36 protein-coding genes are annotated in these 21,085 nt (G+C 40.0%); 35 read left to right on the top strand and 1 reads right to left on the bottom strand.

Going from position 1 to position 21,085, the window contains the following annotated elements:
• Window positions 1-38: 38 nt before the first annotated feature.
• Window positions 39-1,469 (bottom strand): aminotransferase-like domain-containing protein, encoded by a 1,431-nt coding sequence (locus RU93_RS02490; protein ID WP_071874037.1) that lies wholly within the window; start codon window positions 1,467-1,469, stop codon window positions 39-41.
• Window positions 1,470-1,580: 111 nt separating this feature from the next.
• Between RU93_RS02490 and thiD the strand changes: the two genes are divergently transcribed.
• The 35 genes from thiD to truA all read left to right on the top strand — a co-directional run bounded on the left by thiD (window position 1,581) and on the right by truA (window position 21,048).
• The gene (thiD, locus tag RU93_RS02485) at window positions 1,581-2,414 is read left to right on the top strand and encodes a bifunctional hydroxymethylpyrimidine kinase/phosphomethylpyrimidine kinase (protein ID WP_071874036.1); all 834 of its coding nucleotides are present in this window, start codon (window positions 1,581-1,583) and stop codon (window positions 2,412-2,414) included.
• Complete coding sequence (locus RU93_RS02480) at window positions 2,407-2,940, top strand: ECF transporter S component (protein WP_071874035.1); 534 nt, start codon at window positions 2,407-2,409, stop codon at window positions 2,938-2,940. The genes thiD and RU93_RS02480 overlap by 8 nt, the downstream gene beginning before the upstream one ends.
• A 311-nt stretch (window positions 2,941-3,251) precedes the next feature.
• A complete protein-coding gene (gene rpsJ, locus RU93_RS02475; RefSeq protein WP_005880808.1) occupies window positions 3,252-3,560 on the top strand; it encodes a 30S ribosomal protein S10 in 309 nt (102 codons plus the stop codon).
• A gap of 24 nt (window positions 3,561-3,584) precedes the next feature.
• The gene (gene rplC, locus RU93_RS02470; RefSeq protein ID WP_071874034.1) at window positions 3,585-4,214 is read left to right on the top strand and encodes a 50S ribosomal protein L3; all 630 of its coding nucleotides are present in this window, start codon (window positions 3,585-3,587) and stop codon (window positions 4,212-4,214) included.
• A 30-nt stretch (window positions 4,215-4,244) separates the two neighbouring features.
• On the top strand, window positions 4,245-4,868 hold the full coding sequence (gene rplD / locus RU93_RS02465; RefSeq protein ID WP_071874033.1) for a 50S ribosomal protein L4: 624 nt from the start codon (window positions 4,245-4,247) through the stop codon (window positions 4,866-4,868).
• Window positions 4,868-5,155, top strand: coding sequence for a 50S ribosomal protein L23 (locus tag RU93_RS02460; protein ID WP_071874032.1), 288 nt, complete (start codon window positions 4,868-4,870; stop codon window positions 5,153-5,155). Before rplD ends, RU93_RS02460 begins: the two co-directional genes overlap by 1 nt.
• A 40-nt stretch (window positions 5,156-5,195) precedes the next feature.
• Entirely contained in the window at window positions 5,196-6,029 is an 834-nt protein-coding gene (gene rplB / locus RU93_RS02455) for a 50S ribosomal protein L2 (protein WP_071874031.1), read from the top strand.
• Between the two features lie 42 nt (window positions 6,030-6,071).
• Entirely contained in the window at window positions 6,072-6,350 is a 279-nt protein-coding gene (gene rpsS, locus RU93_RS02450; protein ID WP_071874030.1) for a 30S ribosomal protein S19, read from the top strand.
• Window positions 6,351-6,370: 20 nt separating this feature from the next.
• Complete coding sequence (rplV, locus tag RU93_RS02445; RefSeq protein ID WP_071874029.1) at window positions 6,371-6,718, top strand: 50S ribosomal protein L22; 348 nt, start codon at window positions 6,371-6,373, stop codon at window positions 6,716-6,718.
• 13 nt (window positions 6,719-6,731) lie between these two features.
• A complete protein-coding gene (rpsC, locus tag RU93_RS02440) occupies window positions 6,732-7,388 on the top strand; it encodes a 30S ribosomal protein S3 (protein ID WP_071874028.1) in 657 nt (218 codons plus the stop codon).
• A 2-nt stretch (window positions 7,389-7,390) separates the two neighbouring features.
• On the top strand, window positions 7,391-7,825 hold the full coding sequence (gene rplP / locus RU93_RS02435) for a 50S ribosomal protein L16 (protein WP_071874027.1): 435 nt from the start codon (window positions 7,391-7,393) through the stop codon (window positions 7,823-7,825).
• Complete coding sequence (rpmC, locus tag RU93_RS02430; protein ID WP_071874026.1) at window positions 7,815-8,003, top strand: 50S ribosomal protein L29; 189 nt, start codon at window positions 7,815-7,817, stop codon at window positions 8,001-8,003. The genes rplP and rpmC overlap by 11 nt, the downstream gene beginning before the upstream one ends.
• A 25-nt stretch (window positions 8,004-8,028) precedes the next feature.
• Window positions 8,029-8,295 carry a 30S ribosomal protein S17 gene (gene rpsQ / locus RU93_RS02425; RefSeq protein ID WP_071874025.1) on the top strand — a complete coding sequence of 89 codons (267 nt, stop codon included), beginning with the start codon at window positions 8,029-8,031 and terminating at the stop codon, window positions 8,293-8,295.
• A gap of 64 nt (window positions 8,296-8,359) precedes the next feature.
• Window positions 8,360-8,728, top strand: coding sequence for a 50S ribosomal protein L14 (gene rplN, locus RU93_RS02420; protein WP_010766218.1), 369 nt, complete (start codon window positions 8,360-8,362; stop codon window positions 8,726-8,728).
• Between the two features lie 35 nt (window positions 8,729-8,763).
• Window positions 8,764-9,075: a 50S ribosomal protein L24 gene (gene rplX, locus RU93_RS02415; protein WP_071874024.1), complete on the top strand. Its 312-nt coding sequence runs from the start codon at window positions 8,764-8,766 to the stop codon at window positions 9,073-9,075.
• A gap of 30 nt (window positions 9,076-9,105) precedes the next feature.
• Window positions 9,106-9,645 carry a 50S ribosomal protein L5 gene (gene rplE / locus RU93_RS02410; RefSeq protein WP_071874023.1) on the top strand — a complete coding sequence of 180 codons (540 nt, stop codon included), beginning with the start codon at window positions 9,106-9,108 and terminating at the stop codon, window positions 9,643-9,645.
• 18 nt (window positions 9,646-9,663) lie between these two features.
• Complete coding sequence (locus RU93_RS02405) at window positions 9,664-9,849, top strand: type Z 30S ribosomal protein S14 (protein ID WP_071874022.1); 186 nt, start codon at window positions 9,664-9,666, stop codon at window positions 9,847-9,849.
• 34 nt (window positions 9,850-9,883) lie between these two features.
• Complete coding sequence (gene rpsH / locus RU93_RS02400) at window positions 9,884-10,282, top strand: 30S ribosomal protein S8 (RefSeq protein WP_071874021.1); 399 nt, start codon at window positions 9,884-9,886, stop codon at window positions 10,280-10,282.
• 33 nt (window positions 10,283-10,315) lie between these two features.
• Window positions 10,316-10,852 (top strand): 50S ribosomal protein L6, encoded by a 537-nt coding sequence (rplF, locus tag RU93_RS02395; RefSeq protein WP_071874020.1) that lies wholly within the window; start codon window positions 10,316-10,318, stop codon window positions 10,850-10,852.
• Window positions 10,853-10,916: 64 nt separating this feature from the next.
• Complete coding sequence (gene rplR, locus RU93_RS02390) at window positions 10,917-11,273, top strand: 50S ribosomal protein L18 (RefSeq protein ID WP_084131134.1); 357 nt, start codon at window positions 10,917-10,919, stop codon at window positions 11,271-11,273.
• 20 nt (window positions 11,274-11,293) lie between these two features.
• Window positions 11,294-11,794, top strand: a complete 501-nt coding sequence (rpsE, locus tag RU93_RS02385) for a 30S ribosomal protein S5 (protein WP_071874018.1) — start codon at window positions 11,294-11,296, stop codon at window positions 11,792-11,794.
• Window positions 11,795-11,807: 13 nt separating this feature from the next.
• Entirely contained in the window at window positions 11,808-11,990 is a 183-nt protein-coding gene (gene rpmD, locus RU93_RS02380) for a 50S ribosomal protein L30 (RefSeq protein ID WP_071874017.1), read from the top strand.
• Between the two features lie 42 nt (window positions 11,991-12,032).
• Window positions 12,033-12,473 (top strand): 50S ribosomal protein L15, encoded by a 441-nt coding sequence (gene rplO / locus RU93_RS02375; RefSeq protein ID WP_071874016.1) that lies wholly within the window; start codon window positions 12,033-12,035, stop codon window positions 12,471-12,473.
• Window positions 12,473-13,768: a preprotein translocase subunit SecY gene (gene secY / locus RU93_RS02370; protein ID WP_071874015.1), complete on the top strand. Its 1,296-nt coding sequence runs from the start codon at window positions 12,473-12,475 to the stop codon at window positions 13,766-13,768. Before rplO ends, secY begins: the two co-directional genes overlap by 1 nt.
• Before the next feature lie 67 nt (window positions 13,769-13,835).
• On the top strand, window positions 13,836-14,480 hold the full coding sequence (locus tag RU93_RS02365; RefSeq protein WP_071874014.1) for an adenylate kinase: 645 nt from the start codon (window positions 13,836-13,838) through the stop codon (window positions 14,478-14,480).
• Window positions 14,481-14,668: 188 nt separating this feature from the next.
• Window positions 14,669-14,887 (top strand): translation initiation factor IF-1, encoded by a 219-nt coding sequence (infA, locus tag RU93_RS02360; protein WP_071874013.1) that lies wholly within the window; start codon window positions 14,669-14,671, stop codon window positions 14,885-14,887.
• Between the two features lie 32 nt (window positions 14,888-14,919).
• Window positions 14,920-15,036 carry a 50S ribosomal protein L36 gene (gene rpmJ, locus RU93_RS02355; RefSeq protein WP_010742772.1) on the top strand — a complete coding sequence of 39 codons (117 nt, stop codon included), beginning with the start codon at window positions 14,920-14,922 and terminating at the stop codon, window positions 15,034-15,036.
• 17 nt (window positions 15,037-15,053) lie between these two features.
• Window positions 15,054-15,419, top strand: coding sequence for a 30S ribosomal protein S13 (rpsM, locus tag RU93_RS02350; RefSeq protein ID WP_071874012.1), 366 nt, complete (start codon window positions 15,054-15,056; stop codon window positions 15,417-15,419).
• A 28-nt stretch (window positions 15,420-15,447) separates the two neighbouring features.
• Window positions 15,448-15,837, top strand: a complete 390-nt coding sequence (gene rpsK / locus RU93_RS02345; RefSeq protein ID WP_071874011.1) for a 30S ribosomal protein S11 — start codon at window positions 15,448-15,450, stop codon at window positions 15,835-15,837.
• Window positions 15,838-15,916: 79 nt separating this feature from the next.
• On the top strand, window positions 15,917-16,855 hold the full coding sequence (locus RU93_RS02340) for a DNA-directed RNA polymerase subunit alpha (protein WP_071874010.1): 939 nt from the start codon (window positions 15,917-15,919) through the stop codon (window positions 16,853-16,855).
• Window positions 16,856-16,878: 23 nt separating this feature from the next.
• Window positions 16,879-17,259, top strand: a complete 381-nt coding sequence (gene rplQ / locus RU93_RS02335; protein ID WP_071874009.1) for a 50S ribosomal protein L17 — start codon at window positions 16,879-16,881, stop codon at window positions 17,257-17,259.
• 307 nt (window positions 17,260-17,566) lie between these two features.
• Window positions 17,567-18,406 (top strand): energy-coupling factor ABC transporter ATP-binding protein, encoded by an 840-nt coding sequence (locus tag RU93_RS02330; protein WP_071874008.1) that lies wholly within the window; start codon window positions 17,567-17,569, stop codon window positions 18,404-18,406.
• Window positions 18,382-19,248: an energy-coupling factor ABC transporter ATP-binding protein gene (locus tag RU93_RS02325; protein ID WP_071874007.1), complete on the top strand. Its 867-nt coding sequence runs from the start codon at window positions 18,382-18,384 to the stop codon at window positions 19,246-19,248. Before RU93_RS02330 ends, RU93_RS02325 begins: the two co-directional genes overlap by 25 nt.
• Complete coding sequence (locus tag RU93_RS02320) at window positions 19,238-20,035, top strand: energy-coupling factor transporter transmembrane component T family protein (RefSeq protein ID WP_071874006.1); 798 nt, start codon at window positions 19,238-19,240, stop codon at window positions 20,033-20,035. Before RU93_RS02325 ends, RU93_RS02320 begins: the two co-directional genes overlap by 11 nt.
• Window positions 20,036-20,307: 272 nt before the next feature.
• Window positions 20,308-21,048 (top strand): tRNA pseudouridine(38-40) synthase TruA, encoded by a 741-nt coding sequence (truA, locus tag RU93_RS02315; protein WP_071874005.1) that lies wholly within the window; start codon window positions 20,308-20,310, stop codon window positions 21,046-21,048.
• Window positions 21,049-21,085 lie beyond the last annotated feature (37 nt).

Raw genomic sequence — 21,085 nt, 5'->3', positions numbered from 1 at the left:
CTAAAAAAATGAAAAGAGTGTTAAAAGTATTCGTACTTTTAACGCTCTTTTTTTTGTTGTTTCAAAATGTCTGTAATTTTTTTCATTTTCTCAAAAAACAGCATGCGGTTCTCTTCGTTTAGTCGTGTGTAATTCATCCGAAAGTGTTGGCTGTCACGACCAAATAAAAAGGAAGGGGCGACGGCGAGGTTTTCTTCAAGGAAAAGTCCCCATTGAGTTCGGGATAAAGGACCACCTCGCCAAGTGACCCAGTAATAAAGCCCACCTTGGATTGCTTCATAGGACCAGAATTCTTTTAGTGACTCCATCCCTTCAACAAAATAATCACGGCGTTGTATCAACTGATTGCGCAACTGTTGGTGTTTCATTGGATAGTCATTAGCCGTTAAAACAGAAGTTGCTAACAGTTGTGGGAAAAGTTCAGTTTCTTGTTCGGTTTGTTGTTTTGTTAACGTTAAGCGCTTGATTAAGGGGTCGCTTGCGTAAATCCAACCGATTTTAATGCGTGAGCTAAATAGTTTTGAAAAAGAACCTAAATAGATGACTTGTTCGGGCGCTAATTGTTTCAGGGTGGGTAGCGGTGTTGTGAAGTCAAAGTCCGCAAACACATCGTCTTCAATAATGGGGATTTCATATTTTTTACAAAGTTCGATGAGCTCTCTTCGTCGAGATAATGAAATCGTTTGACTCGTCGGATTTTGATAATTGGGATTTAAATACAATAGTTTAATTCTTTTTTGAAGAATGTTTTTTTCTAGTTCACGACAACTCATGCCTTCTTCGTCTTGTTTGATTCCGACTAATTCAATTCCTAATGGCGCGAAAATAGGCAAGGAAAATAAAAAGGAAGGATCTTCTGTTGCGACGCAATCACCGGGTTTCAAGAGATTTTGCAGTAAAAGAATCATCCCTTGTGTAGACCCAGAAGTGATTAAGACTTCTTGGTTTTTACTAGGAAGCGCCATTTCTTCAATTAATTTTTTGCGAATGTATTGTTTTAAAGGTTCATAGCCGCTCGCAGTCACTTTTTTTTCTTCCGTAATCAAATGTTCCCAAGAAATCGCGGGAAATTCAAAATCGGGAATTAAATCAAGTGGCAAATCGCCTGTGAAAAAATCAAGGGTGTGTGGATCCTTTAGTTGTTCTTTGATTGTGGTAGTGTAGTAATCTTCTTGAAAATGCGAGCGACCAAGTAAACGAATTAAGGGAGTCGGAATGTGTCTGGCAGAAGGCAGATTCTCTGATACGATCGTCCCGCTACCATGTTTTCGTTCAATCCAGCCGATACTATTCAGTTCATCTAACGCTCTGACAACAGTTGAACGGTTGACGTGGTATCGATTGGCAAGTTTTCGTTCAGCTAATAAAGTGTCTCCAGGGAGGAGTTCACCGATTTGAATTTGTTGAATGAGATGTTCGATAATTTGTTGGTATAGTGGTTCTTTTTTTTCTTTACTGGGTAGCCACATGACGAGTCACTCCTTTTTTAAAAGTGGATGGTTTAAAAATAGTCCAATTGGCTGTTTTCGTCAAGTGGCATCTTGTGTATACTATGGCATAAAGTAATTGGAGGAGATCACGTGAAGAAAGTATTAACTATTGCAGGCTCAGATTCAACAGGTGGTGCAGGAATTCAAGCGGATTTAAAAACCTTTCAAGAGTATGGTGTCTTTGGTTTTTCGAGTCTAACCTCGATTGTGACAATGGATCCTGCAGCAGGGTGGTCACATGAAGTAACGGAACTATCCACCACGCTCCTTGAGAAACAATTAATTTCGGTGTTTGCCGGTGGTCCTGTCGATGCCTTAAAAACAGGAATGATGGGAAATGAAAAAAATATCATCCTCGCGAGTGAATGGATTCAGAAAATGAAGGTGACGAATGTGGTGATTGATCCGGTGATTGCCTGCAAAGGAACGGCGCAAATCTTACAACCAAAAAGCGTCGAAGGAATTAAAAATCATTTATTGCCGCATGGTTTAATCGCGACACCTAATCTTGTTGAGGCAGGGATTTTGTCTGGATTGGGCGATTTGACGACGCTTGACGAAGTGAAAGAAGCGGCGCGCTTAATTCATCAACGAGGTGTGAAGAATGTCGTCGTGAAGGGTGGTCGCCGTTTCGCTTCAGAAAAAGCGGTTGATGTTTTTTATGATGGCAAAGATTTTGAAGTGTTAGAAGGGGAAATGATTGCTACAGATTTCAACCATGGCGCAGGATGCACGTTTGCAGCGGCCATTACGGCAGGACTTGCAAAAGGGATGCCAGTCCTAGAGGCCGTCGTTTTAGCGAAGGATTTCGTTGCAGCAGCCATTAAACAAGGGGTCGCAATTAATCCGCACGTTGGCCATGTTTGGCATGGTGCGTATCATCAAGCGGAAAACCGGATCGGTAAGGTGAGTAACCATGACTAGAGCGTCTTCTATTAAATCAGTTTTGTTTGTCGCAATGTTTGCGGCAATGACTGTCATTGGGACGATGATTAAGATTCCGATGCCAACAGGTGCCTTTGTTCATTTAGGAAATGCGGTTTTATTATTAGCAGTCTTACTGTTAGGTTATAAGAAAGGCTCCTTAGCAGGCGGTTTAGGCTTTTTGTTATTTGATCTGTTAAATGGTTATCTAACAGAAGCGCCCTATTTTTTCTTTGAAAGTTTCATTGTGGGTGGTTTTGCGTTTGCGGGCTTTCTTCTATTTAAAAAGCATCCGACAAAGGTTTGGCAACTTTTAGTCATTGGGGGCCTAACGGGTATCGGTAAATTACTGATGACGCAAACCAAAAATACGGTAATGTTATATGTATTGGGAAGTGATTGGTCCACAGCTTTTACGGGTGCGCTAATCAAATTACCAGCAAGTGTCATTAATGTGCTTTCGACCATGATAATAGTGTCTGTCTTGTATTTTCCATTAAAGAACATATTTCAGCAGTATGAGTGAGGATGAAAAGAGGGAGAATAGCGTGGGGATTCCTCTTTTTCTTCCTTTTTTAGGAATGAAAACCGCGCTTTACAACTTTTTTCAACTTTTTTCAAAAAAAGCGACAAAAAGGCTTGCTATTATGCTTCATCCGTAATATAATCATACAGGTGCTGTTTACATTAAGAGGTGAACGCATTGGTAGAAAGAGATTTTTACCGGCTAGGAAACGAGAGGTTGCGACACGCCCGGACGCTTTGCCATGGACGAGTGTGACGGAAAAATTTTCGTGGAGCTATGTCTACTTATGAAATAGGCGAGGAGGGAAAAAAATGGCAAAACAAAAAATTCGTATCCGTTTAAAAGCGTATGAACACCGTATTTTAGATCAATCAGCGGACAAAATTGTAGAAACTGCAAAAAGAACTGGTGCTAGCGTGTCTGGTCCAATTCCATTACCAACAGAACGTAGTCTTTACACTGTAATCCGTGCGACACATAAATACAAAGATTCACGCGAACAATTCGAAATGCGTACACACAAACGTCTAATCGACATTGTGAACCCAACACCAAAAACAGTTGACGCTTTAATGAAGCTTGACTTACCATCTGGTGTGAATATCGAAATCAAATTATAATTTAAGTAAAGTGGAGGTGTAATCATGACCAAAGGAATCTTAGGGAAAAAAGTGGGAATGACTCAAATCTTCACGGAATCTGGCGAATTAATCCCAGTAACAGTAATCGAAGCAACGCCAAACGTTGTTTTACAAGTAAAATCAGTTGCGACTGATGGTTACGAAGCTGTTCAAGTGGGTTACCAAGACAAACGTGAAGTATTAAGTAACAAACCTGCGAAAGGTCATGTTTCAAAAGCAAACACGGCTCCTAAGCGCTTCATTCGTGAATTCAAGAATGTTGAGCTAGCGGGCTTAGAAGTAGGATCAGAAATCAAAGTTGACGTATTCCAAGCAGGCGATATCGTTGACGTAACAGGAACTTCAAAAGGTAAAGGATTCCAAGGTGTTATCAAACGTCATGGACAATCTCGCGGACCAATGTCTCACGGTTCTCGTTACCACCGTCGTCCTGGATCAATGGGAGCTGTTGCTGCCAACCGCGTGTTCAAAGGCAAAAAACTTGCTGGCCGTATGGGTGGCAATCGCGTGACAATCCAAAACTTGGAAATCGTACGCGTTGACTTAGAACGCAATGCAATCCTAATCAAAGGAAACATTCCTGGATCTAAAAAATCATTGATTACTATTAAATCAGCTGTGAAAGCTAAATAAACTAGATAGGAAGAAAGGAGGAACTAAGGAATGCCGAATGTAGCATTATTTAAACAAGATGGAAGCCAAATTGGCGAAGTTACTTTAAACGAAGAAATCTTCGGAATCGAACCAAATGAATCAGTTGTCTACGATGCAATTATCATGCAACGTGCTTCATTACGACAAGGAACCCACGCGGTTAAAAATCGTAGTGCTGTTCGTGGTGGTGGTCGCAAACCATGGAGACAAAAAGGAACTGGACGTGCGCGTCAAGGTTCAATTCGTTCACCACAATGGCGTGGAGGAGGAGTTGTCTTTGGACCAACACCTCGTTCATACAGCTACAAACTTCCTAAAAAAGTTCGTCGCTTAGCAATTAAATCTGTATTATCAGAAAAAGTTGCTGAAAATAAATTAGTTGTCGTTGATGCATTAAGCTTTGACGCACCAAAAACAAAAGAATTTAAACAAGTTCTTGCAAACTTATCAATTGATAAGAAAGTATTAATCGTATTAGAAGAAGGTAATGACTTTGCAGCATTGTCTGCTCGTAACTTACCAAACGTTTCTGTTATCGCATCTAACAACGTAACTGTTTTAGACGTCGTAGCAAACGATAAAGTATTAGCAACACAAACTGCTCTTACTCAAATTGAGGAGGTGCTTGCATAATGAACTTATTAGACGTAATCAAACGCCCAGTAATCACTGAGAAATCAATGCTAGCGATGGACGAAAAGAAATATACTTTCGACGTCGATACGCGTGCGAATAAAACTCTAGTGAAACAAGCTGTTGAAGCAGCTTTTGATGTTAAAGTGAAAGACGTAAACGTCATTAACGTCCGTCCGAAATTTAAACGTGTAGGAAAATATGCAGGATATACTAAAAAACGTCGCAAAGCAATTGTGACATTAACTGAAGATTCAAAAGCAATCGAATTTTTCTCAGCTGAGTAAAAGCTGAGACGCAATCTATCAACATAGGAGGGAAAATGACGTGGCAATCAAAAAGTATAAAGCTACTACAAATGGTCGTCGTAATATGACAACTTCTGACTTTGCTGAAATTACTACAGCAACTCCAGAAAAAACTCTATTAGCACCATTAAAAAACCATGCCGGTCGTAACAATATGGGACGCATTACAGTACGCCATCAAGGTGGCGGACACAAGCGTCAATACCGTATCATCGACTTCAAGCGTAACAAAGATAACGTTGTTGCACTTGTTAAAACGATTGAATATGATCCAAACCGTTCTGCTAATATCGCATTAGTACACTACGAAGATGGAGTTAAAGCATACATCCTAGCACCTAAAGGCTTAGAAGTAGGCATGAGACTTGTTTCTGGTCCAGAAGCAGATATCAAAGTAGGAAATGCATTACCATTAGCAAACATTCCAGTGGGTACTGTTATCCACAACATCGAATTAAAACCTGGAAAAGGCGGACAATTAATCCGTTCAGCTGGAACAAGTGCACAAGTACTTGGTAAAGAAGGCAAATATGTTTTAATCCGTTTAAACTCTGGAGAAGTTCGTATGGTCTTAGCAACTTGCCGTGCAACAATCGGTTCAGTTGGTAACGAACAACACGAATTAATCAACATTGGTAAAGCAGGCCGTTCTCGTTGGATGCGTAAACGCCCAACTGTTCGCGGTAGCGTAATGAACCCGAACGATCACCCACACGGTGGTGGTGAAGGTAAAGCACCAATCGGACGTAAAGCACCGCTTTCTCCTTGGGGCAAACCAGCTCTTGGATACAAAACGCGTAATAAGAGAGCTCAATCAGACAAACTTATTGTTCGTCGTCGTAATGAAAAATAATCGCACTAACCATGTGTTGCACATTTTGAGAGGAGGTTCACCATGGGTCGTAGTCTAAAAAAAGGGCCATTCGTTGATGATCATTTGATGAAAAAAATCGACGCACAAGCTGGCGCTGAAAAGAAAAAAGTTATTAAAACTTGGTCACGTCGTTCAACAATCTTCCCAAGTTTTATCGGTTTTACTATCGCTGTCTATGATGGACGTAAACACGTACCTGTTTACATCCAAGAAGATATGGTAGGACATAAATTAGGTGAATTTGCACCAACAAGAACTTATCGCGGACACGTTGCTGACGATAAGAAAACAAGACGTTAATCTGAGGGGAGGATATACAGATGGCAGAACAAATTACATCAGCGAAAGCAACTGCTAAAACAGTTCGCGTTTCTCCTCGCAAATCACGCCTTGTCATTGATTTAATAAGAGGGAAAAGCGTTGCAGAAGCAATTGCAATTTTAAAATTTACACCAAACAAAGCAGCTGGAATCATCGAAAAAGTATTGATGTCAGCAGTAGCTAATGCAGAAAACAACTTCGACTTAGATGTTGAAAACCTGGTAGTTTCTGAAGCTTTTGTTAACGAAGGACCAACAATGAAACGTTTCCGTCCACGTGCAAAAGGCTCGGCTTCTCCAATCAACAAACGCACAAGTCATGTGACGGTTGTCGTATCAGAAAAATAAGGAGGGACATTCAGTGGGTCAAAAAATACATCCAATTGGAATGCGTGTTGGCATCATCCGTGACTGGGATGCGAAATGGTATGCTGAGAAAGACTATGCAGCCTTTTTACACGAAGATTTAAAAATCCGTAAATATATTGCAACAAAACTTGCTGATGCCGCTGTGTCAACTGTAGAAATCGAACGTGCTGCTAACCGCGTCAACGTATCTATTCATACAGCTAGACCAGGTATGGTTATCGGTAAAGGTGGTTCTGAAGTAGAAAACCTAAGAAACCAACTAAACAAATTAACTGGTAAAAAAGTACACATCAACATCGTGGAAATCAAAAAACCAGATTTAGACGCTAAATTAGTCGGCGAAGGAATTGCACGTCAATTAGAAAACCGTGTAGCATTCCGTCGTGCACAAAAACAAGCGATCCAACGCACAATGCGTGCTGGCGCTAAAGGAATCAAAACTCAAGTATCAGGTCGTTTAAACGGTGCAGATATTGCTCGTAGCGAAGGATATTCTGAGGGAACTGTTCCACTTCATACATTACGTGCTGACATTGATTACGCATGGGAAGAAGCAGATACAACATACGGAAAACTAGGAGTTAAAGTGTGGATCTATCGTGGAGAAGTTCTTCCAACTAAAAAGAACACTGAGAAAGGAGGGAAATAAGCATGTTAGTACCTAAACGTGTAAAACACCGTCGTGAATTCCGTGGCAAAATGCGCGGAGAAGCTAAAGGTGGAAAAGAAATAGCATTCGGTGAATATGGCTTACAAGCTGTAGAATCACACTGGATTACTAACCGCCAGATCGAAGCATCTCGTATCGCTATGACTCGTTACATGAAACGTGGTGGGAAAGTATGGATTAAAATTTTCCCTCACAAATCATATACAAGTAAAGCAATCGGCGTTCGTATGGGTAAAGGTAAAGGGGCTCCTGAAGGATGGGTAGCACCAGTTAAACGTGGTAAAATCATGTTTGAAATTGCCGGTGTCTCTGAAGAAGTAGCGCGTGAAGCATTACGTCTTGCATCACACAAATTACCTATCAAGACTAAGATTGTAAAACGTGAAGAAATGGGTGGTGAATCGAATGAAGGTTAAAGATATCAGAGAATTAACCACTGCCGAAATGCTAGATCAAGAAAAACAATTAAAAGAAGAATTGTTTAACTTAAGATTCCAATTAGCAACAGGTCAACTAGAAAACACTGCACGTATTAAAGAAGTACGTAAATCGATTGCACGCATTAAAACTGTATTGCGTGAACAAGTAAAGTAATATTTGGAAGGAGGCCGTTTAGCGTATGACTGAGGAAAGAAATCAACGCAAAGTTTACCAAGGTCGAGTAGAGTCTGATAAAATGGACAAAACAATTACGGTTGTTGTAGAGACAAAACGTAATCACAAGACATATGGCAAACAAATGAAATACTCTAAGAAATACAAAGCTCACGATGAGAACAACGAAGCAAAAATCGGTGATATCGTGAAAATTATGGAAACTCGTCCATTATCAGCTACAAAGCGTTTCCGTCTAGTAGAAATCGTTGAAAAAGCAGTGATTATTTAATTATAATCACCGGAGATTTTCCTATATAGATTGACTTGCAAAATCTGAAAGGAGGATACACATCGTGATCCAACAAGAAAGTCGTTTAAAAGTCGCAGATAACTCAGGCGCACGTGAAATCTTGACGATCAAAGTCCTTGGCGGTTCAGGCCGTAAAACAGCTAATATCGGTGACGTCATCGTTGCTACTGTTAAACAAGCAACGCCAGGTGGGGTTGTCAAAAAGGGTGAAGTCGTTAAAGCTGTAATCGTACGTACTAAATCAGGCGCACGTCGTACAGATGGTTCATATATTAAATTCGACGAAAATGCTGCGGTAATTATCCGTGATGATAAGAGCCCTCGTGGAACACGTATCTTTGGCCCAGTTGCTCGTGAATTACGCGAAAACAACTTCATGAAGATCGTTTCACTAGCACCAGAAGTCTTATAATTCTTACTCATTATCAAAGGAGGTGCGAAACAATAATGTTTGTTAAAAAAGGCGATAAAGTTAAAGTTATCACTGGAAAAGACAAGAACAAAGAAGGAATCGTTTTAGAAACGATGCCTAAGAAAGATAAGGTTCTTGTTGAAGGTGTTAACATTATGAAAAAACACCAAAAACCTTCTCAAACAGCCCCACAAGGTGGAATCGTTGAGATGGAAGCACCCATTCATGTTTCTAATGTAATGGTGATTGATCCATCAACTGGCGAAGCAACTCGCGTAGGCTATAAAGAAGTTGACGGTAAAAAAGTCCGTGTTTCTAAAAAATCCGGAGCAGTTATTGATAAATAATTACAAATTAAGGAAGGAGGGGCTTATTGAATGAACCGCCTTAAAGAAAAATATAATAAAGAAGTTGTCCCAGCATTAATCGAGAAATTCGAATATAAATCAGTAATGCAAGCACCAAAAGTTGAGAAAATTGTTGTCAACATGGGTGTGGGTGAGGCTGTTTCTAATGCGAAAGCCTTAGACAAAGCTGTTGAAGAATTACAAATTATTACAGGTCAAAAACCTTTAATTACAAAAGCTAAGAAATCAATCGCTGGCTTCCGTTTACGTGAAGGAATGCCAATCGGAGCTAAAGTTACTTTACGTGGAGAAAGAATGTACGAATTTTTAGATAAATTAGTTACAGTTTCTTTACCTCGTGTACGTGACTTCCACGGCGTAAGCAAAAAAGCTTTCGACGGACGTGGAAACTACACTTTAGGTGTAAAAGAACAATTAATCTTCCCAGAGGTTGATTACGATTTAGTAGACAAAGTACGTGGGCTGGATATTGTTATTGTGACAACTGCCAACACAGATGAAGAATCTCGTGAATTGTTAACTCAATTAGGCATGCCATTCCAAAAATAAAAAAAGGAGGCGAACTACGTGGCTAAGAAGTCAATGATTGCTAAGCACAACCGTCCGGCAAAATTCTCAACACAAGAAAATTCTCGTTGTGAGCGTTGCGGACGTCCACATTCAGTTTATCGTAAATTTAAACTTTGCCGTATTTGCTTCCGCGAACTTGCCTACAAAGGTCAAATTCCCGGCGTGAAGAAAGCAAGCTGGTAAACAAGAAACTCGCATAAAGGAGGTAAAACATCTAATGGTCATGACAGATCCAATTGCAGATTTTCTAACACGCATTCGTAATGCCAATATGGTAAAACACGATGTATTAGAAGTACCTGCTTCAAAAATTAAACGTGAAATCGCAGAAATCTTGAAAAAAGAAGGTTTCATTCGTGATGTTGAATATATCGAAGATGATAAACAAGGCGTTATCCGTGTATTCCTTAAATACGGAAGAACAGGTGAGCGCGTTATCACAAACTTAAAACGTATTTCTAAACCAGGCTTACGTGCTTACGTCAAAGCTGACGAAGTACCAAAAGTATTAAACGGTTTAGGTATCGCAATTATCTCCACTTCAGAAGGTGTCATCACTGATAAAGAAGCAAGAGCTAAAAACGTTGGTGGCGAAGTAGTCGCTTACGTCTGGTAATTTGAAATTTAATACACAAGGAGGTGTCTCTAAGTGAGTCGTATCGGTAATAAATTAGTTGTTATTCCTGCAGGTGTTGAAGTAACACAAAACGGAAATGACATTACAGTTAAAGGACCTAAAGGGGAATTAACTCGTACTTTCTCTTCAGACATTACAATGAATATCGAAGGTAACGAAGTAACATTCACTCGTCCAAATGATAGCAAAGACATGAAAACAATTCATGGAACAACTCGTGCAAACTTCAACAACATGATTGTTGGCGTAAGCGAAGGATTCCAAAAAACACTAGAATTAATTGGGGTTGGGTACCGTGCACAATTACAAGGATCAAAACTTGTATTAAACGTAGGTTACTCTCACCCAGTTGAAATCGAAGCACCAGCTGGAACTACTATTGAAGTTCCATCAAACACATCAGTCATCGTTAAAGGGATTGATAAAGAAGTATTAGGTGAATTAGCAGCGAATATTCGTGGCGTTCGTCCTCCAGAACCGTATAAAGGCAAAGGAATTCGCTATGTTGGTGAATTTGTACGCCGTAAAGAAGGTAAAACTGGTAAATAATCTTCGTAAAGCTTTTGTTTTACGAAGCGCAGCTTAGGCTAGCAATTTAAAAGAGGTGACAATTGTGATTACAAAACCAGCTAGAAATAAAACACGTCAAAATAGACATAAACGTGTACGTAATAAAATTTCTGGTACTGCTGAGTGCCCACGCTTGAACGTTTTCCGTTCTAACAAAAACATCTACGCTCAAATTATTGATGACGTAGCGGGTGTGACGCTAGCAAGTGCCTCTGCCTTAGATAAAGAGATTTCAGGTGGAAACAAAGTTGAACAAGCACAAGCTGTCGGTAAATTAATCGCAGAACGTGCAGCAGCAAAAGGTATTAAAGAAGTAGTCTTTGACCGTGGTGGATACCTTTACCATGGCCGCGTAGCAGCATTAGCAACAGCAGCTCGCGAAAATGGACTAGAATTTTAAGAAAAGGAGGAACACCATTCATGGTTTATATCGATCCAAAACATTTGGAATTAGAAGACCGCGTTGTTGCGATCAATCGCGTAACAAAAGTTGTTAAAGGTGGACGCCGTTTACGTTTTGCAGCTTTAGTCATCGTTGGAGATAAAAATGGACACGTAGGATTTGGTACTGGTAAAGCACAAGAAGTTCCAGAAGCAATCCGCAAAGCCGTTGAAAGTGCAAAGAAAAACTTGATTGAAGTCCCTGTAGTAGGAACAACAATCCCTCATGATGTTATTGGAACATTCTGTGGCGGCCGCATCTTAATGAAGCCTGCTGTAGAGGGGTCTGGGGTTGCTGCTGGTGGAACGGTTCGTGCCGTACTAGAATTAGCAGGTGTCAATGACATCACAACTAAATCACTAGGTTCAAGCACACCAATCAACGTTGTTCGCGCAGTTGTTGATGGATTAAAACAATTAAAACGCGCTGAAGAAGTGGCAGCACTTCGCGGCAAATCGGTAGAAGAATTAATCGGTTAAGGAGGACAAAAACATGGCAGAATTAAAAATTACTTTAAAACGCAGTGTTATCGGACGTCCTCAAAACCAAAAGGATACCGTTAAAGCGTTAGGTTTAAACAAAGTGAACAGCTCTGTTGTAAAACCTGTCAATGATGCAATCAATGGCATGGTTAATACAATCGCTCACTTAGTAGAAGTAGAAGAAGTTAAATAGTAAATAGAGATAGATTGATTTTGACTAAGGAGGTGCGAAAGCATGAAACTTCATGAATTAAAACCTGCAGAAGGCTCTCGCCAAGAACGTAACCGTGTTGGTCGTGGATCTTCATCTGGTAATGGTAAAACATCTGGACGTGGACAAAAAGGTCAAAAATCCCGTTCTGGTGGTGGCGTACGTTTAGGATTTGAAGGTGGACAAACACCATTGTTCATGCGTTTACCAAAACGTGGATTCACAAATGTGAATCGTAAAGAATACGCAGTAGTTAATCTTGACATTTTAAATCGCTTTGAAGATGGAACTGAAGTTACACCATTAACTTTAGTTGAAGCTGGAATCGTAAAAGATGAAAAGTCTGGAATCAAAGTATTAGGAAATGGCGAATTAACGAAAAAATTAACTGTGAAAGCAGCCAAATTTTCAAAAACAGCCGAAGAAGCAATTGTGGCTAACGGTGGATCAGTTGAGGTGATTTAATGCTGAGACTTTTAAAGGATGCTTTTAAAGTAAAAGAAATTCGTTCAAAAATATTTTTTACTATATTCATTCTTTTTGTCTTCCGCCTTGGAACACATATTACTGTTCCGGGAGTAGACGCTTCTCGTCTGCAAAGTATTTCTGACTTACCATTTCTAAACATGTTAGATTTAGTCAGCGGAAGTGCCATGCAACGATTCTCTATTTTCTCCATGGGAGTTTCGCCCTATATCACTGCTTCAATTATTATTCAGTTGATGCAAATGGATATCGTGCCGAAATTTGTTGAATGGTCAAAACAAGGGGAAGTCGGTCGTCGCAAATTAAATCAAGCAACACGTTATTTGACACTAGTCTTAGGATTTGTACAATCGTTAGCGTTGACTGCTGGGTTTAATATGTGGACAGAATATGGATTTGTTCCAAATCCAAATGCACAAACATTTATCTTAATCGGAATTATTCTGACAACAGGGACGATGGTTGTGACATGGTTGGGAGAACAAATTACTGAAAAAGGAATTGGGAACGGCGTGTCGATGATCATCTTTGCCGGTATCATCTCGCGTGTACCAGTTGACATCAAAGGACTAATCGAAGACTACTTTATTAATATTGAATCTTCAAGAATTTGGCAATCGGCTATTTTCATGGTCGTTTTAGTAATTGCGGTGTTGTTAATTGTAACTTTTGTGACATTTTTCCAACAAGCAGAACGAAAATTACCGATTCAATATACAAAACGAGTAGTGGGTGCACCAACAAGCTCTTACCTTCCATTGAAAGTAAATGCAGCAGGTGTGATTCCAGTTATCTTTGCCAGCTCCATGATCACTACTCCAAATGCGATTATTCAAGCTTTTGGTGGATCATTAGGAGGGAAGCCTTGGTTTGAAACCATCCAAACATTGTTTAATTATAATACGGTCCCTGGGGCAATTTTATATACAACATTGATTGTTGCTTTCACTTTCTTTTATGCCTTTGTCCAAGTGAACCCTGAGAAATTAGCGGAAAACTTACAAAAGCAAGGAAGTTATATTCCAAGTGTGCGACCTGGTAAAGGAACAGAAGATTACGTTTCAGGTGTGTTAATGCGGTTAAGTACAGTAGGAGCACTTTACCTTGGTTTAGTTGCGATACTACCAATCATTGCCCAAATGCTTTGGAACTTACCGGAATCAATTGGTTTAGGTGGAACAAGTTTATTAATCGTCGTAGGTGTCGCTCTTGAAACTGCAAAACAGTTAGAAGGATTGATGTTGAAACGTCAATATACTGGTTTCATGAATTAAAAAGTTTTGTAGGATGTTGAGGTTTTCCTCAACATCATTCAAACACTTATTGGGAGGAATTATTAAAATGAACATCATTTTAATGGGATTACCCGGTGCTGGAAAAGGAACGCAAGCAGAGAAAATTATTGCTGAATACAACATTCCGCACATTTCAACAGGCGATATGTTTCGTGCCGCTATGGCAAATGAAACTGCGTTAGGCTTAAAAGCAAAATCATACATGGACCAAGGAGCATTAGTTCCTGACGAAGTAACGAATGGTATTGTGAAAGAGCGTTTAGCCGAATCCGATACAGAGAAAGGCTTCTTATTAGATGGCTTCCCCCGTACCTTGGAACAAGCACAAGCGTTAGATCAAATGCTGACCGAGCTTGGAAAGAAAATTGATGCTGTTATCGATATCCATGTCCCTGAAGACATTCTGGTTGACCGATTAGCAGGCCGTTACATGTGTCGTGAATGCGGCGCAACGTACCACAAAATCTTTAACCCAACAACAGTTGAAGGTACATGTGATCGTTGTGGTGGCCATGATTTCTATCAACGAGAAGATGACAAACCTGAGACGGTCAAAAATCGTCTTGCAATTAACATTAAGAATAGTGAACCAATTTTAGCTTACTATAAAGAAGAAGGTTTATTGCAGTCTATTGATGGTAATCGTGAAATCGATACTGTCTTTGAAGACGTAAAAAAAATCATCGAATAATATCGTTTGCCCGTAACTGACTTGCAAATGTGAAACTTCTCTTGCTTAGTAAGATGCATTATGCTATAATGTATCAGTCCGACTTCTGAAGCATTTCAGAAGATTGTATTGAGAATCTAAGGTGGGAGCACTGGTTTCCGCCGTTTTATCGTGTGAAAATGCGAAACAATTACAAGGAGGTACTGTGCGTGGCAAAAGAAGATATGATTGAAGTCGAAGGTACAGTCGTCGATACTTTGCCGAATGCAATGTTTAAAGTCGAATTAGAAAACGGGCATCAAGTTTTAGCAACAGTTTCTGGCAAGATTCGTATGCATTATATTCGAATTTTACCTGGAGACAAGGTGACAGTTGAACTTTCACCATATGACTTAACTCGTGGCCGTATTACGTATCGTTTTAAATAATTGTACTCCGTAAAATCACAGGAGGTAAGATCATGAAAGTAAGACCATCAGTAAAACCAATGTGTGAACATTGTAAAGTAATTCGTCGTAATGGACGAGTTATGGTGATTTGCCCAGCAAATCCAAAACATAAACAACGTCAAGGATAAACGGAGGTGTAACGAATATGGCTCGTATTGCAGGAGTAGATGTTCCTCGTGATAAACGTGTCGTTGTATCCCTTACTTACATTTATGGGGTTGGGAATACAACTGCAAAAAAAGTTTTAGCAAATGCTGGTGTCTCTGAAGAAGTTCGCGTTCGCGATTTGACGAACGAACAAGTAGATGCTATCCGTGCTGAAATGGATAAGTTAAAAGTTGAAGGGGATCTTCGTCGTGAAGTGAACTTAAACATTAAACGTTTGATGGAAATCGGTTCATACCGTGGAATCCGTCATCGTCGTGGGTTACCTGTTCGTGGACAAAACACGAAGAATAACGCACGCACTCGTAAAGGACCGTCTAAGACAGTCTCTGGTAAGAAAAAATAAAATCCTAAGTGAAGGAGGTTAAAACTTCATGGCAGCAAAAAAAGTGAGTCGTAAACGCCGCGTGAAAAAGAATATTGAAACTGGGATTGTACATATCCATTCAACATTCAACAATACAATCGTGATGATCACTGATTCTCATGGTAATGCGTTAGCATGGTCATCAGCTGGTGCATTAGGTTTTAGAGGAAGTAGAAAATCAACACCTTTTGCCGCTCAAATGGCAGCAGAAGCAGCTACTAAGGTAGCAATGGAACATGGATTAAGAACTGTAGATGTAACTGTAAAGGGTCCTGGTTCAGGACGTGAAGCAGCAATTCGTTCATTACAAGCAGCAGGTTTAGAAGTGACTGCAATCCGTGACGTAACTCCAGTTCCTCATAATGGATGTCGCCCTCCAAAACGCCGTCGTGTTTAATGAGTGCCCCTCATTTTGAGTCTAACAATCACGTCATTGAACAAGACACTTTTCGTTAAGAAAGGGGTAAGAGATAATAATGATTGAATTCGAAAAACCAAGAATTGCCAAAATTGATGAAGAGAAAGATTATGGCAAGTTCATCGTTGAACCTCTAGAAAGAGGCTACGGAACTACTTTAGGAAATTCCCTACGTCGTATTTTGTTATCTTCTTTACCAGGTGCAGCCATTACTAATATCCAAATTGATGGAGTGTTACATGAATTTTCAACTGTTAAAGGTGTTCGAGAAGATGTCGCACAAATTATTTTGAATATTAAAGGCCTTGCATTAAAAATGTATGGTCAAGAAGAAAAAACGTTAGAAATCGATATTACAGGACCAGCTACAGTAACTGCAGGCGATATTATCGTTGACAGTGATGTTGAAATCCTAAATAAAGAAATGTATATTTGTACTGTTTCTGAAGGAGCTACTTTCCATGCGCGCTTAACGGTTCGCCCGGGTCGTGGTTATGTTCAAGCAGACGAAAACAAAAAAGATGACATGCCAATTGGCGTGCTACCGGTTGATTCTATCTACACTCCCGTTCGCCGTGTAAACTATCAAGTTGAAAATACACGTGTTGGCCGTCGAGATGATTTTGATAAATTAACGATTGAAATATGGACAGATGGTTCAATTGAGCCATTAGATGCAATGAGTTTAGCTGCAAAAATTATGACTGAACATTTAGATATTTTTGTGAATCTGACTGACGAAGCGAAACACGCTGAAATCATGGTTGAAAAGGAAGAAACACAGAAAGAAAAAATGTTAGAAATGACAATTGAAGAATTAGACTTATCTGTACGTTCATACAACTGTCTGAAACGTGCTGGAATTAATTCTGTACAAGAATTAACAAATAAATCTGAGCCAGAAATGATCAAAGTACGTAACTTAGGACGTAAATCACTTGAAGAAGTGAAAGCTAAGTTAGAAGATCTTGGTTTGGAATTACGTAAAGACGATTAATTTTTACGAAGGAGGGAAACCACGTGAGTTATCGTAAATTAGGACGCACATCATCACAACGTAAAGCGATGTTGCGTGATTTAACAACTGATTTAATCATTAACGAACGTATCGTTACGACAGAAGCTCGTGCGAAAGAAATTCGTTCAACGACTGAAAAGATGATCACTTTAGGTAAACGTGGTGATTTACATGCACGTCGTCAAGCAGCTGCTTACGTACGTAATGAAGTTGCTAGTGTGCGTGAAGAAAACGAAGAAATCGTTATTGAATCAGCTTTACAAAAGCTATTCAGTGATATTGCTCCTCGTTATGCAGATCGCCAAGGTGGCTATACTCGTATCTTGAAGACAGAACCAAGACGCGGAGATGCTGCACCTATGGTTATTATTGAACTAGTTTAAAATCACACTTAATAGAAGATTGAAAATTTCGGTGGACAATCTTCTACCATCACTTTATAGATGATTACTTTAAGAGTGTTATGATGTTGGAAGGCAACTTCCGAGTCTAGCTCGTCGCTGGCCCCTTGGTTTTTAATCAAGGGGTAAGCACTCATCATAAAGTGTTTTTTTTATCCTCGAATATCTGTCTTGACAGGTAGTGGATGATGAAAAAAACAGAAAATTCCATGAAAAGGTTCCCAGTAATTGAAAAAAGTAACATTATTTGGTAGTGTTAGTTTAGAAATCAACGAGTAGGAGAGCTAGAATGAAACCAATTATAGAGTTAGAGAATCTAACATTTCGATATCAAAAAAATGACGAACGTCCAGCTTTAGAGGATGTCTCTTTAAAAGTCTATCCCGGTGAATGGATTGCGATCATCGGCCATAATGGTTCTGGAAAATCAACATTAGCCAAAACAATTAATGGCTTGCTTGCACCAGAAAGTGGGAAAGTTCAAGTTGGCGAGTACCAATTAACGGAAGAACATTTATGGTCGATCCGTCGTATGGTGGGGATGGTCTTTCAAAATCCCGATAACCAATTTGTAGGCGCAACTGTGGAAGATGATGTGGCGTTTGGATTAGAAAACCAAGGGATTCCTAGAGAAGAAATGGTCATTCGGGTTCAAGAAGCTCTCAAACAAGTACGAATGAATGAATTTGCTACCAGAGAACCTGCAAGACTATCTGGCGGGCAAAAGCAACGAGTCGCGATCGCAGGAGTTGTCGCATTACGACCAGATATTATTATTTTAGATGAAGCGACTAGTATGCTCGATCCAGAAGGACGTGCAGAAGTCATCGCAACAATCAAAAAAATTAAAGAAGAAAATAATTTAACCGTTCTATCCATTACCCATGATATTGATGAAGCAGCAAATGCGAATCGTATTCTAGTCATGCGTCAAGGAAAATTGATTGATGAAGGCACTCCTGAAAAAATCTTTTCAGCAGGCCCTAAATTAATCGAACTTGGGTTAGATTTACCTTTCCCAGAACGACTAAAATATTCACTACAAAAACGCGGGATTCAAGTCCCTGAAGAATACTTAACTGAAGAAGGGATGGTGGAGTGGTTATGGACATCCGGTTTGAACAAGTAGGTTTTACGTATCAACCAAACTCTCCTTTTGAGCAACGCGTCCTTTTTGACATTGATTTAGCCATTAAAGAAGGTTCTTATACGGCTCTTGTGGGACATACAGGAAGTGGCAAGTCGACCTTACTCCAACATCTGAATGCCTTGTTAAAACCAACATCAGGGACCGTCACGATTGGCGACCGTGTCATTACTGCTGAAACAAACAATAAAAATCTCAAGCCAATCCGTCAAAAAGTTGGAATCGTCTTTCAGTTTCCAGAAGCCCAACTATTTGAAGAAACAGTCGAACGAGATATCGCGTTTGGGCCAAAAAACTTTGGCGTTCCAGAAGAAGAGGCGAATCGCTTAGCGGCAAAAACATTAGAAATGGTTGGGTTAGATGAAAGCTATCTGCAACGTTCACCGTTTGATTTATCGGGTGGCCAAATGCGTCGCGTGGCAATTGCAGGGGTTTTAGCAATGGAGCCTGAAGTCTTAGTTCTAGACGAACCAACTGCAGGACTCGATCCACAAGGTCGAAAAGAAATGATGGAAATGTTTGCCCGTTTACATCACGAAAATAAGATTACCATCGTCTTAGTTACCCACTTAATGGATGACGTGGCTGATTTTTCTGATTACGTATACGTTTTAGAAAAAGGAACATTGGTGAAACAAGGAACACCAAGGGAAGTTTTCCAAGAAGTCGAATGGCTACAGGCGAAGCAACTAGGGGTGCCAACTGCAACGGCTTTTGCCCAAAAGTTGGTGACACGTGGAATCCATTTTGATTCTTTACCACTGACGTCAAAAGAATTAGCTGAAATGCTAATTGCAAAGGGAGGGCTGCCTTATGATGAATAAATTAATACTCGGCCGCTACCTACCTGGTGATTCTCTCATTCATCGTTTAGATCCGCGTGCAAAATTGATCGCTAGTTTCTATTTCATAGGGATTATCTTTTTAGCCAATAACTTTGTCAGTTATGCGATGCTTGGAATATTCACTTTATGTTGTCTATTATTATCGAAAATAGACTTTGGGTTTTTCTTAAGAGGAGTACGACCTTTAATTTGGTTAATCTTGTTTACGGTAGCATTGCAGATTTTTTTCACAGGCGGTGGCGAGGTCTACTGGAAATGGGGCGTTTTTCAACTGACTGAATTTGGGATTCAAAACGGAATCTTTATCTTTTGTCGCTTTGTTTTAATTATCTTCATGTCAACTCTTTTAACGCTAACGACACCACCCCTAGCGTTATCCGATGCGATTGAATATTTATTACGTCCATTAAAACCATTAAAAGTTCCTGTTCACGAAATTTCGTTGATGTTATCAATTGCCTTACGTTTTGTGCCAACTTTGATGGATGAAACCGAAAAAATTATGAACGCGCAGCGAGCTCGCGGCGTCGATTTTGGCGAAGGAAACTTAGTCCAGAAAATGAAAGCTGTTATTCCGTTGTTGATTCCGCTTTTTGTCAGCAGTTTTAACCGTGCCGACGATTTAGCAACTGCAATGGAAGCACGCGGCTACCAAGGCGGCGACGGACGAACAAAATACCGCGTCCTACATTGGAGCACAAAAGACACCATCGTTATTGTGACATTTGCAGTCCTAACAGCAGTGTTAATGTATATCAGAAATTAAGGTGATTTTTGAATCGCTTTATCCTGAGCAATTGGAGAGAATGGGCAGAGTCGGCACTTTCGACGGCGACCATTATTGAAATTGCCGAAGGATAGATACGAAAATCCCGTTCAACTAAGGTGATTTTTTGTCCGGTATGCTCCGAGATACCGCCTCGAGCTGATATTATCCGAGGATAGTGAATGAATCAGAATAAAAAAGTAAGAATCATAATCAAAAGGCTGTGACTTCGGTCATGGTCTTTTTTTGAGGAAAGAAGGGTAATCAATAAAATGGTACGTTATAAAGCAATTATTTCCTATGATGGAACGAATTTTAGCGGGTTTCAACGGCAGCCAAAGGGACGGACAGTTCAAAGCGAATTAGAAGTAACATTAAGTAAGATGGCCAGTCAACCAATTGAAGTCCATGCGTCAGGCAGAACGGATGCGGGTGTACATGCGATTGGACAAGTGATTCATTTTGATTTTCCATATGAACGTCCGCTTGAACGGATGCGTTATGGACTTGATACGCAAACGCCAGATGATATCGCGTGTCGTAGTGTGGAGATTGTCGCGGATGATTTTCATGCGCGTTACTTAGCAACAGGTAAGACATATGAATTTCGCGTTGATATCGGTAAGCCACGGAGTCCATTCCGTCGTTACTATGCCAGTTATTTCCCGTATCCTATCGATGTGAAAAAAATCCAACAAGCCTTACCGGATTTACTAGGGACACATGATTTCACCTCATTTTGTGCATCTGGCAGCTCGGTTGAAGATCACGTTCGAACGATTGATGAGGCAAGCCTGACGGTTAGTCCAGATGGTGATGAGTTGATTTTTACTTTTAGTGGCAATGGTTTCTTATATAAAATGATTCGGATTCTTGTCGGTACGCTATTAAAAATCGGCAATGACCGTATGCCAGTCGATGCGATTCCAGGGATTATTGCGGGTAAAGATCGTAATTTAGCGGGACCGACTGCACACCCTGAAGGACTTTATTTAAAAGAAGTACGCTATTAAGGTGAATTGGCGAGCGCTTTGATACGAGTAATAAGTA

This window comes from Enterococcus aquimarinus, assembly GCF_001885765.1.
Taxonomy (GTDB): Bacteria; Bacillota; Bacilli; order Lactobacillales; family Enterococcaceae; genus Enterococcus_I; species Enterococcus_I aquimarinus.
Note: the sequence above shows the minus strand (reverse complement) of the source record. Positions and strands in the feature narration are given on the sequence as shown.

Bases quoted from the DNA above. Each gene is read 5' to 3' on its own strand.
- RU93_RS02490 (WP_071874037.1), bottom strand. From the start codon at position 1,469: ATGTGGCTACCCAGTAAAGAAAAAAAAGAACCACTATACCAACAAATT.
- RU93_RS02480 (WP_071874035.1), top strand. From the start codon at position 2,407: ATGACTAGAGCGTCTTCTATTAAATCAGTTTTGTTTGTCGCAATGTTT.
- rpsJ (WP_005880808.1), top strand. From the start codon at position 3,252: ATGGCAAAACAAAAAATTCGTATCCGTTTAAAAGCGTATGAACACCGT.
- rplC (WP_071874034.1), top strand. From the start codon at position 3,585: ATGACCAAAGGAATCTTAGGGAAAAAAGTGGGAATGACTCAAATCTTC.
- rplD (WP_071874033.1), top strand. From the start codon at position 4,245: ATGCCGAATGTAGCATTATTTAAACAAGATGGAAGCCAAATTGGCGAA.
- RU93_RS02460 (WP_071874032.1), top strand. From the start codon at position 4,868: ATGAACTTATTAGACGTAATCAAACGCCCAGTAATCACTGAGAAATCA.
- rpsS (WP_071874030.1), top strand. From the start codon at position 6,072: ATGGGTCGTAGTCTAAAAAAAGGGCCATTCGTTGATGATCATTTGATG.
- rplV (WP_071874029.1), top strand. From the start codon at position 6,371: ATGGCAGAACAAATTACATCAGCGAAAGCAACTGCTAAAACAGTTCGC.
- rplP (WP_071874027.1), top strand. From the start codon at position 7,391: ATGTTAGTACCTAAACGTGTAAAACACCGTCGTGAATTCCGTGGCAAA.
- rpmC (WP_071874026.1), top strand. From the start codon at position 7,815: ATGAAGGTTAAAGATATCAGAGAATTAACCACTGCCGAAATGCTAGAT.
- rpsQ (WP_071874025.1), top strand. From the start codon at position 8,029: ATGACTGAGGAAAGAAATCAACGCAAAGTTTACCAAGGTCGAGTAGAG.
- rplX (WP_071874024.1), top strand. From the start codon at position 8,764: ATGTTTGTTAAAAAAGGCGATAAAGTTAAAGTTATCACTGGAAAAGAC.
- rplE (WP_071874023.1), top strand. From the start codon at position 9,106: ATGAACCGCCTTAAAGAAAAATATAATAAAGAAGTTGTCCCAGCATTA.
- rpsH (WP_071874021.1), top strand. From the start codon at position 9,884: ATGGTCATGACAGATCCAATTGCAGATTTTCTAACACGCATTCGTAAT.
- rpsE (WP_071874018.1), top strand. From the start codon at position 11,294: ATGGTTTATATCGATCCAAAACATTTGGAATTAGAAGACCGCGTTGTT.
- rpmD (WP_071874017.1), top strand. From the start codon at position 11,808: ATGGCAGAATTAAAAATTACTTTAAAACGCAGTGTTATCGGACGTCCT.
- rplO (WP_071874016.1), top strand. From the start codon at position 12,033: ATGAAACTTCATGAATTAAAACCTGCAGAAGGCTCTCGCCAAGAACGT.
- secY (WP_071874015.1), top strand. From the start codon at position 12,473: ATGCTGAGACTTTTAAAGGATGCTTTTAAAGTAAAAGAAATTCGTTCA.
- RU93_RS02365 (WP_071874014.1), top strand. From the start codon at position 13,836: ATGAACATCATTTTAATGGGATTACCCGGTGCTGGAAAAGGAACGCAA.
- rpmJ (WP_010742772.1), top strand. From the start codon at position 14,920: ATGAAAGTAAGACCATCAGTAAAACCAATGTGTGAACATTGTAAAGTA.
- rpsM (WP_071874012.1), top strand. From the start codon at position 15,054: ATGGCTCGTATTGCAGGAGTAGATGTTCCTCGTGATAAACGTGTCGTT.
- rpsK (WP_071874011.1), top strand. From the start codon at position 15,448: ATGGCAGCAAAAAAAGTGAGTCGTAAACGCCGCGTGAAAAAGAATATT.
- RU93_RS02340 (WP_071874010.1), top strand. From the start codon at position 15,917: ATGATTGAATTCGAAAAACCAAGAATTGCCAAAATTGATGAAGAGAAA.
- RU93_RS02330 (WP_071874008.1), top strand. From the start codon at position 17,567: ATGAAACCAATTATAGAGTTAGAGAATCTAACATTTCGATATCAAAAA.
- RU93_RS02325 (WP_071874007.1), top strand. From the start codon at position 18,382: ATGGACATCCGGTTTGAACAAGTAGGTTTTACGTATCAACCAAACTCT.
- RU93_RS02320 (WP_071874006.1), top strand. From the start codon at position 19,238: ATGATGAATAAATTAATACTCGGCCGCTACCTACCTGGTGATTCTCTC.
- truA (WP_071874005.1), top strand. From the start codon at position 20,308: ATGGTACGTTATAAAGCAATTATTTCCTATGATGGAACGAATTTTAGC.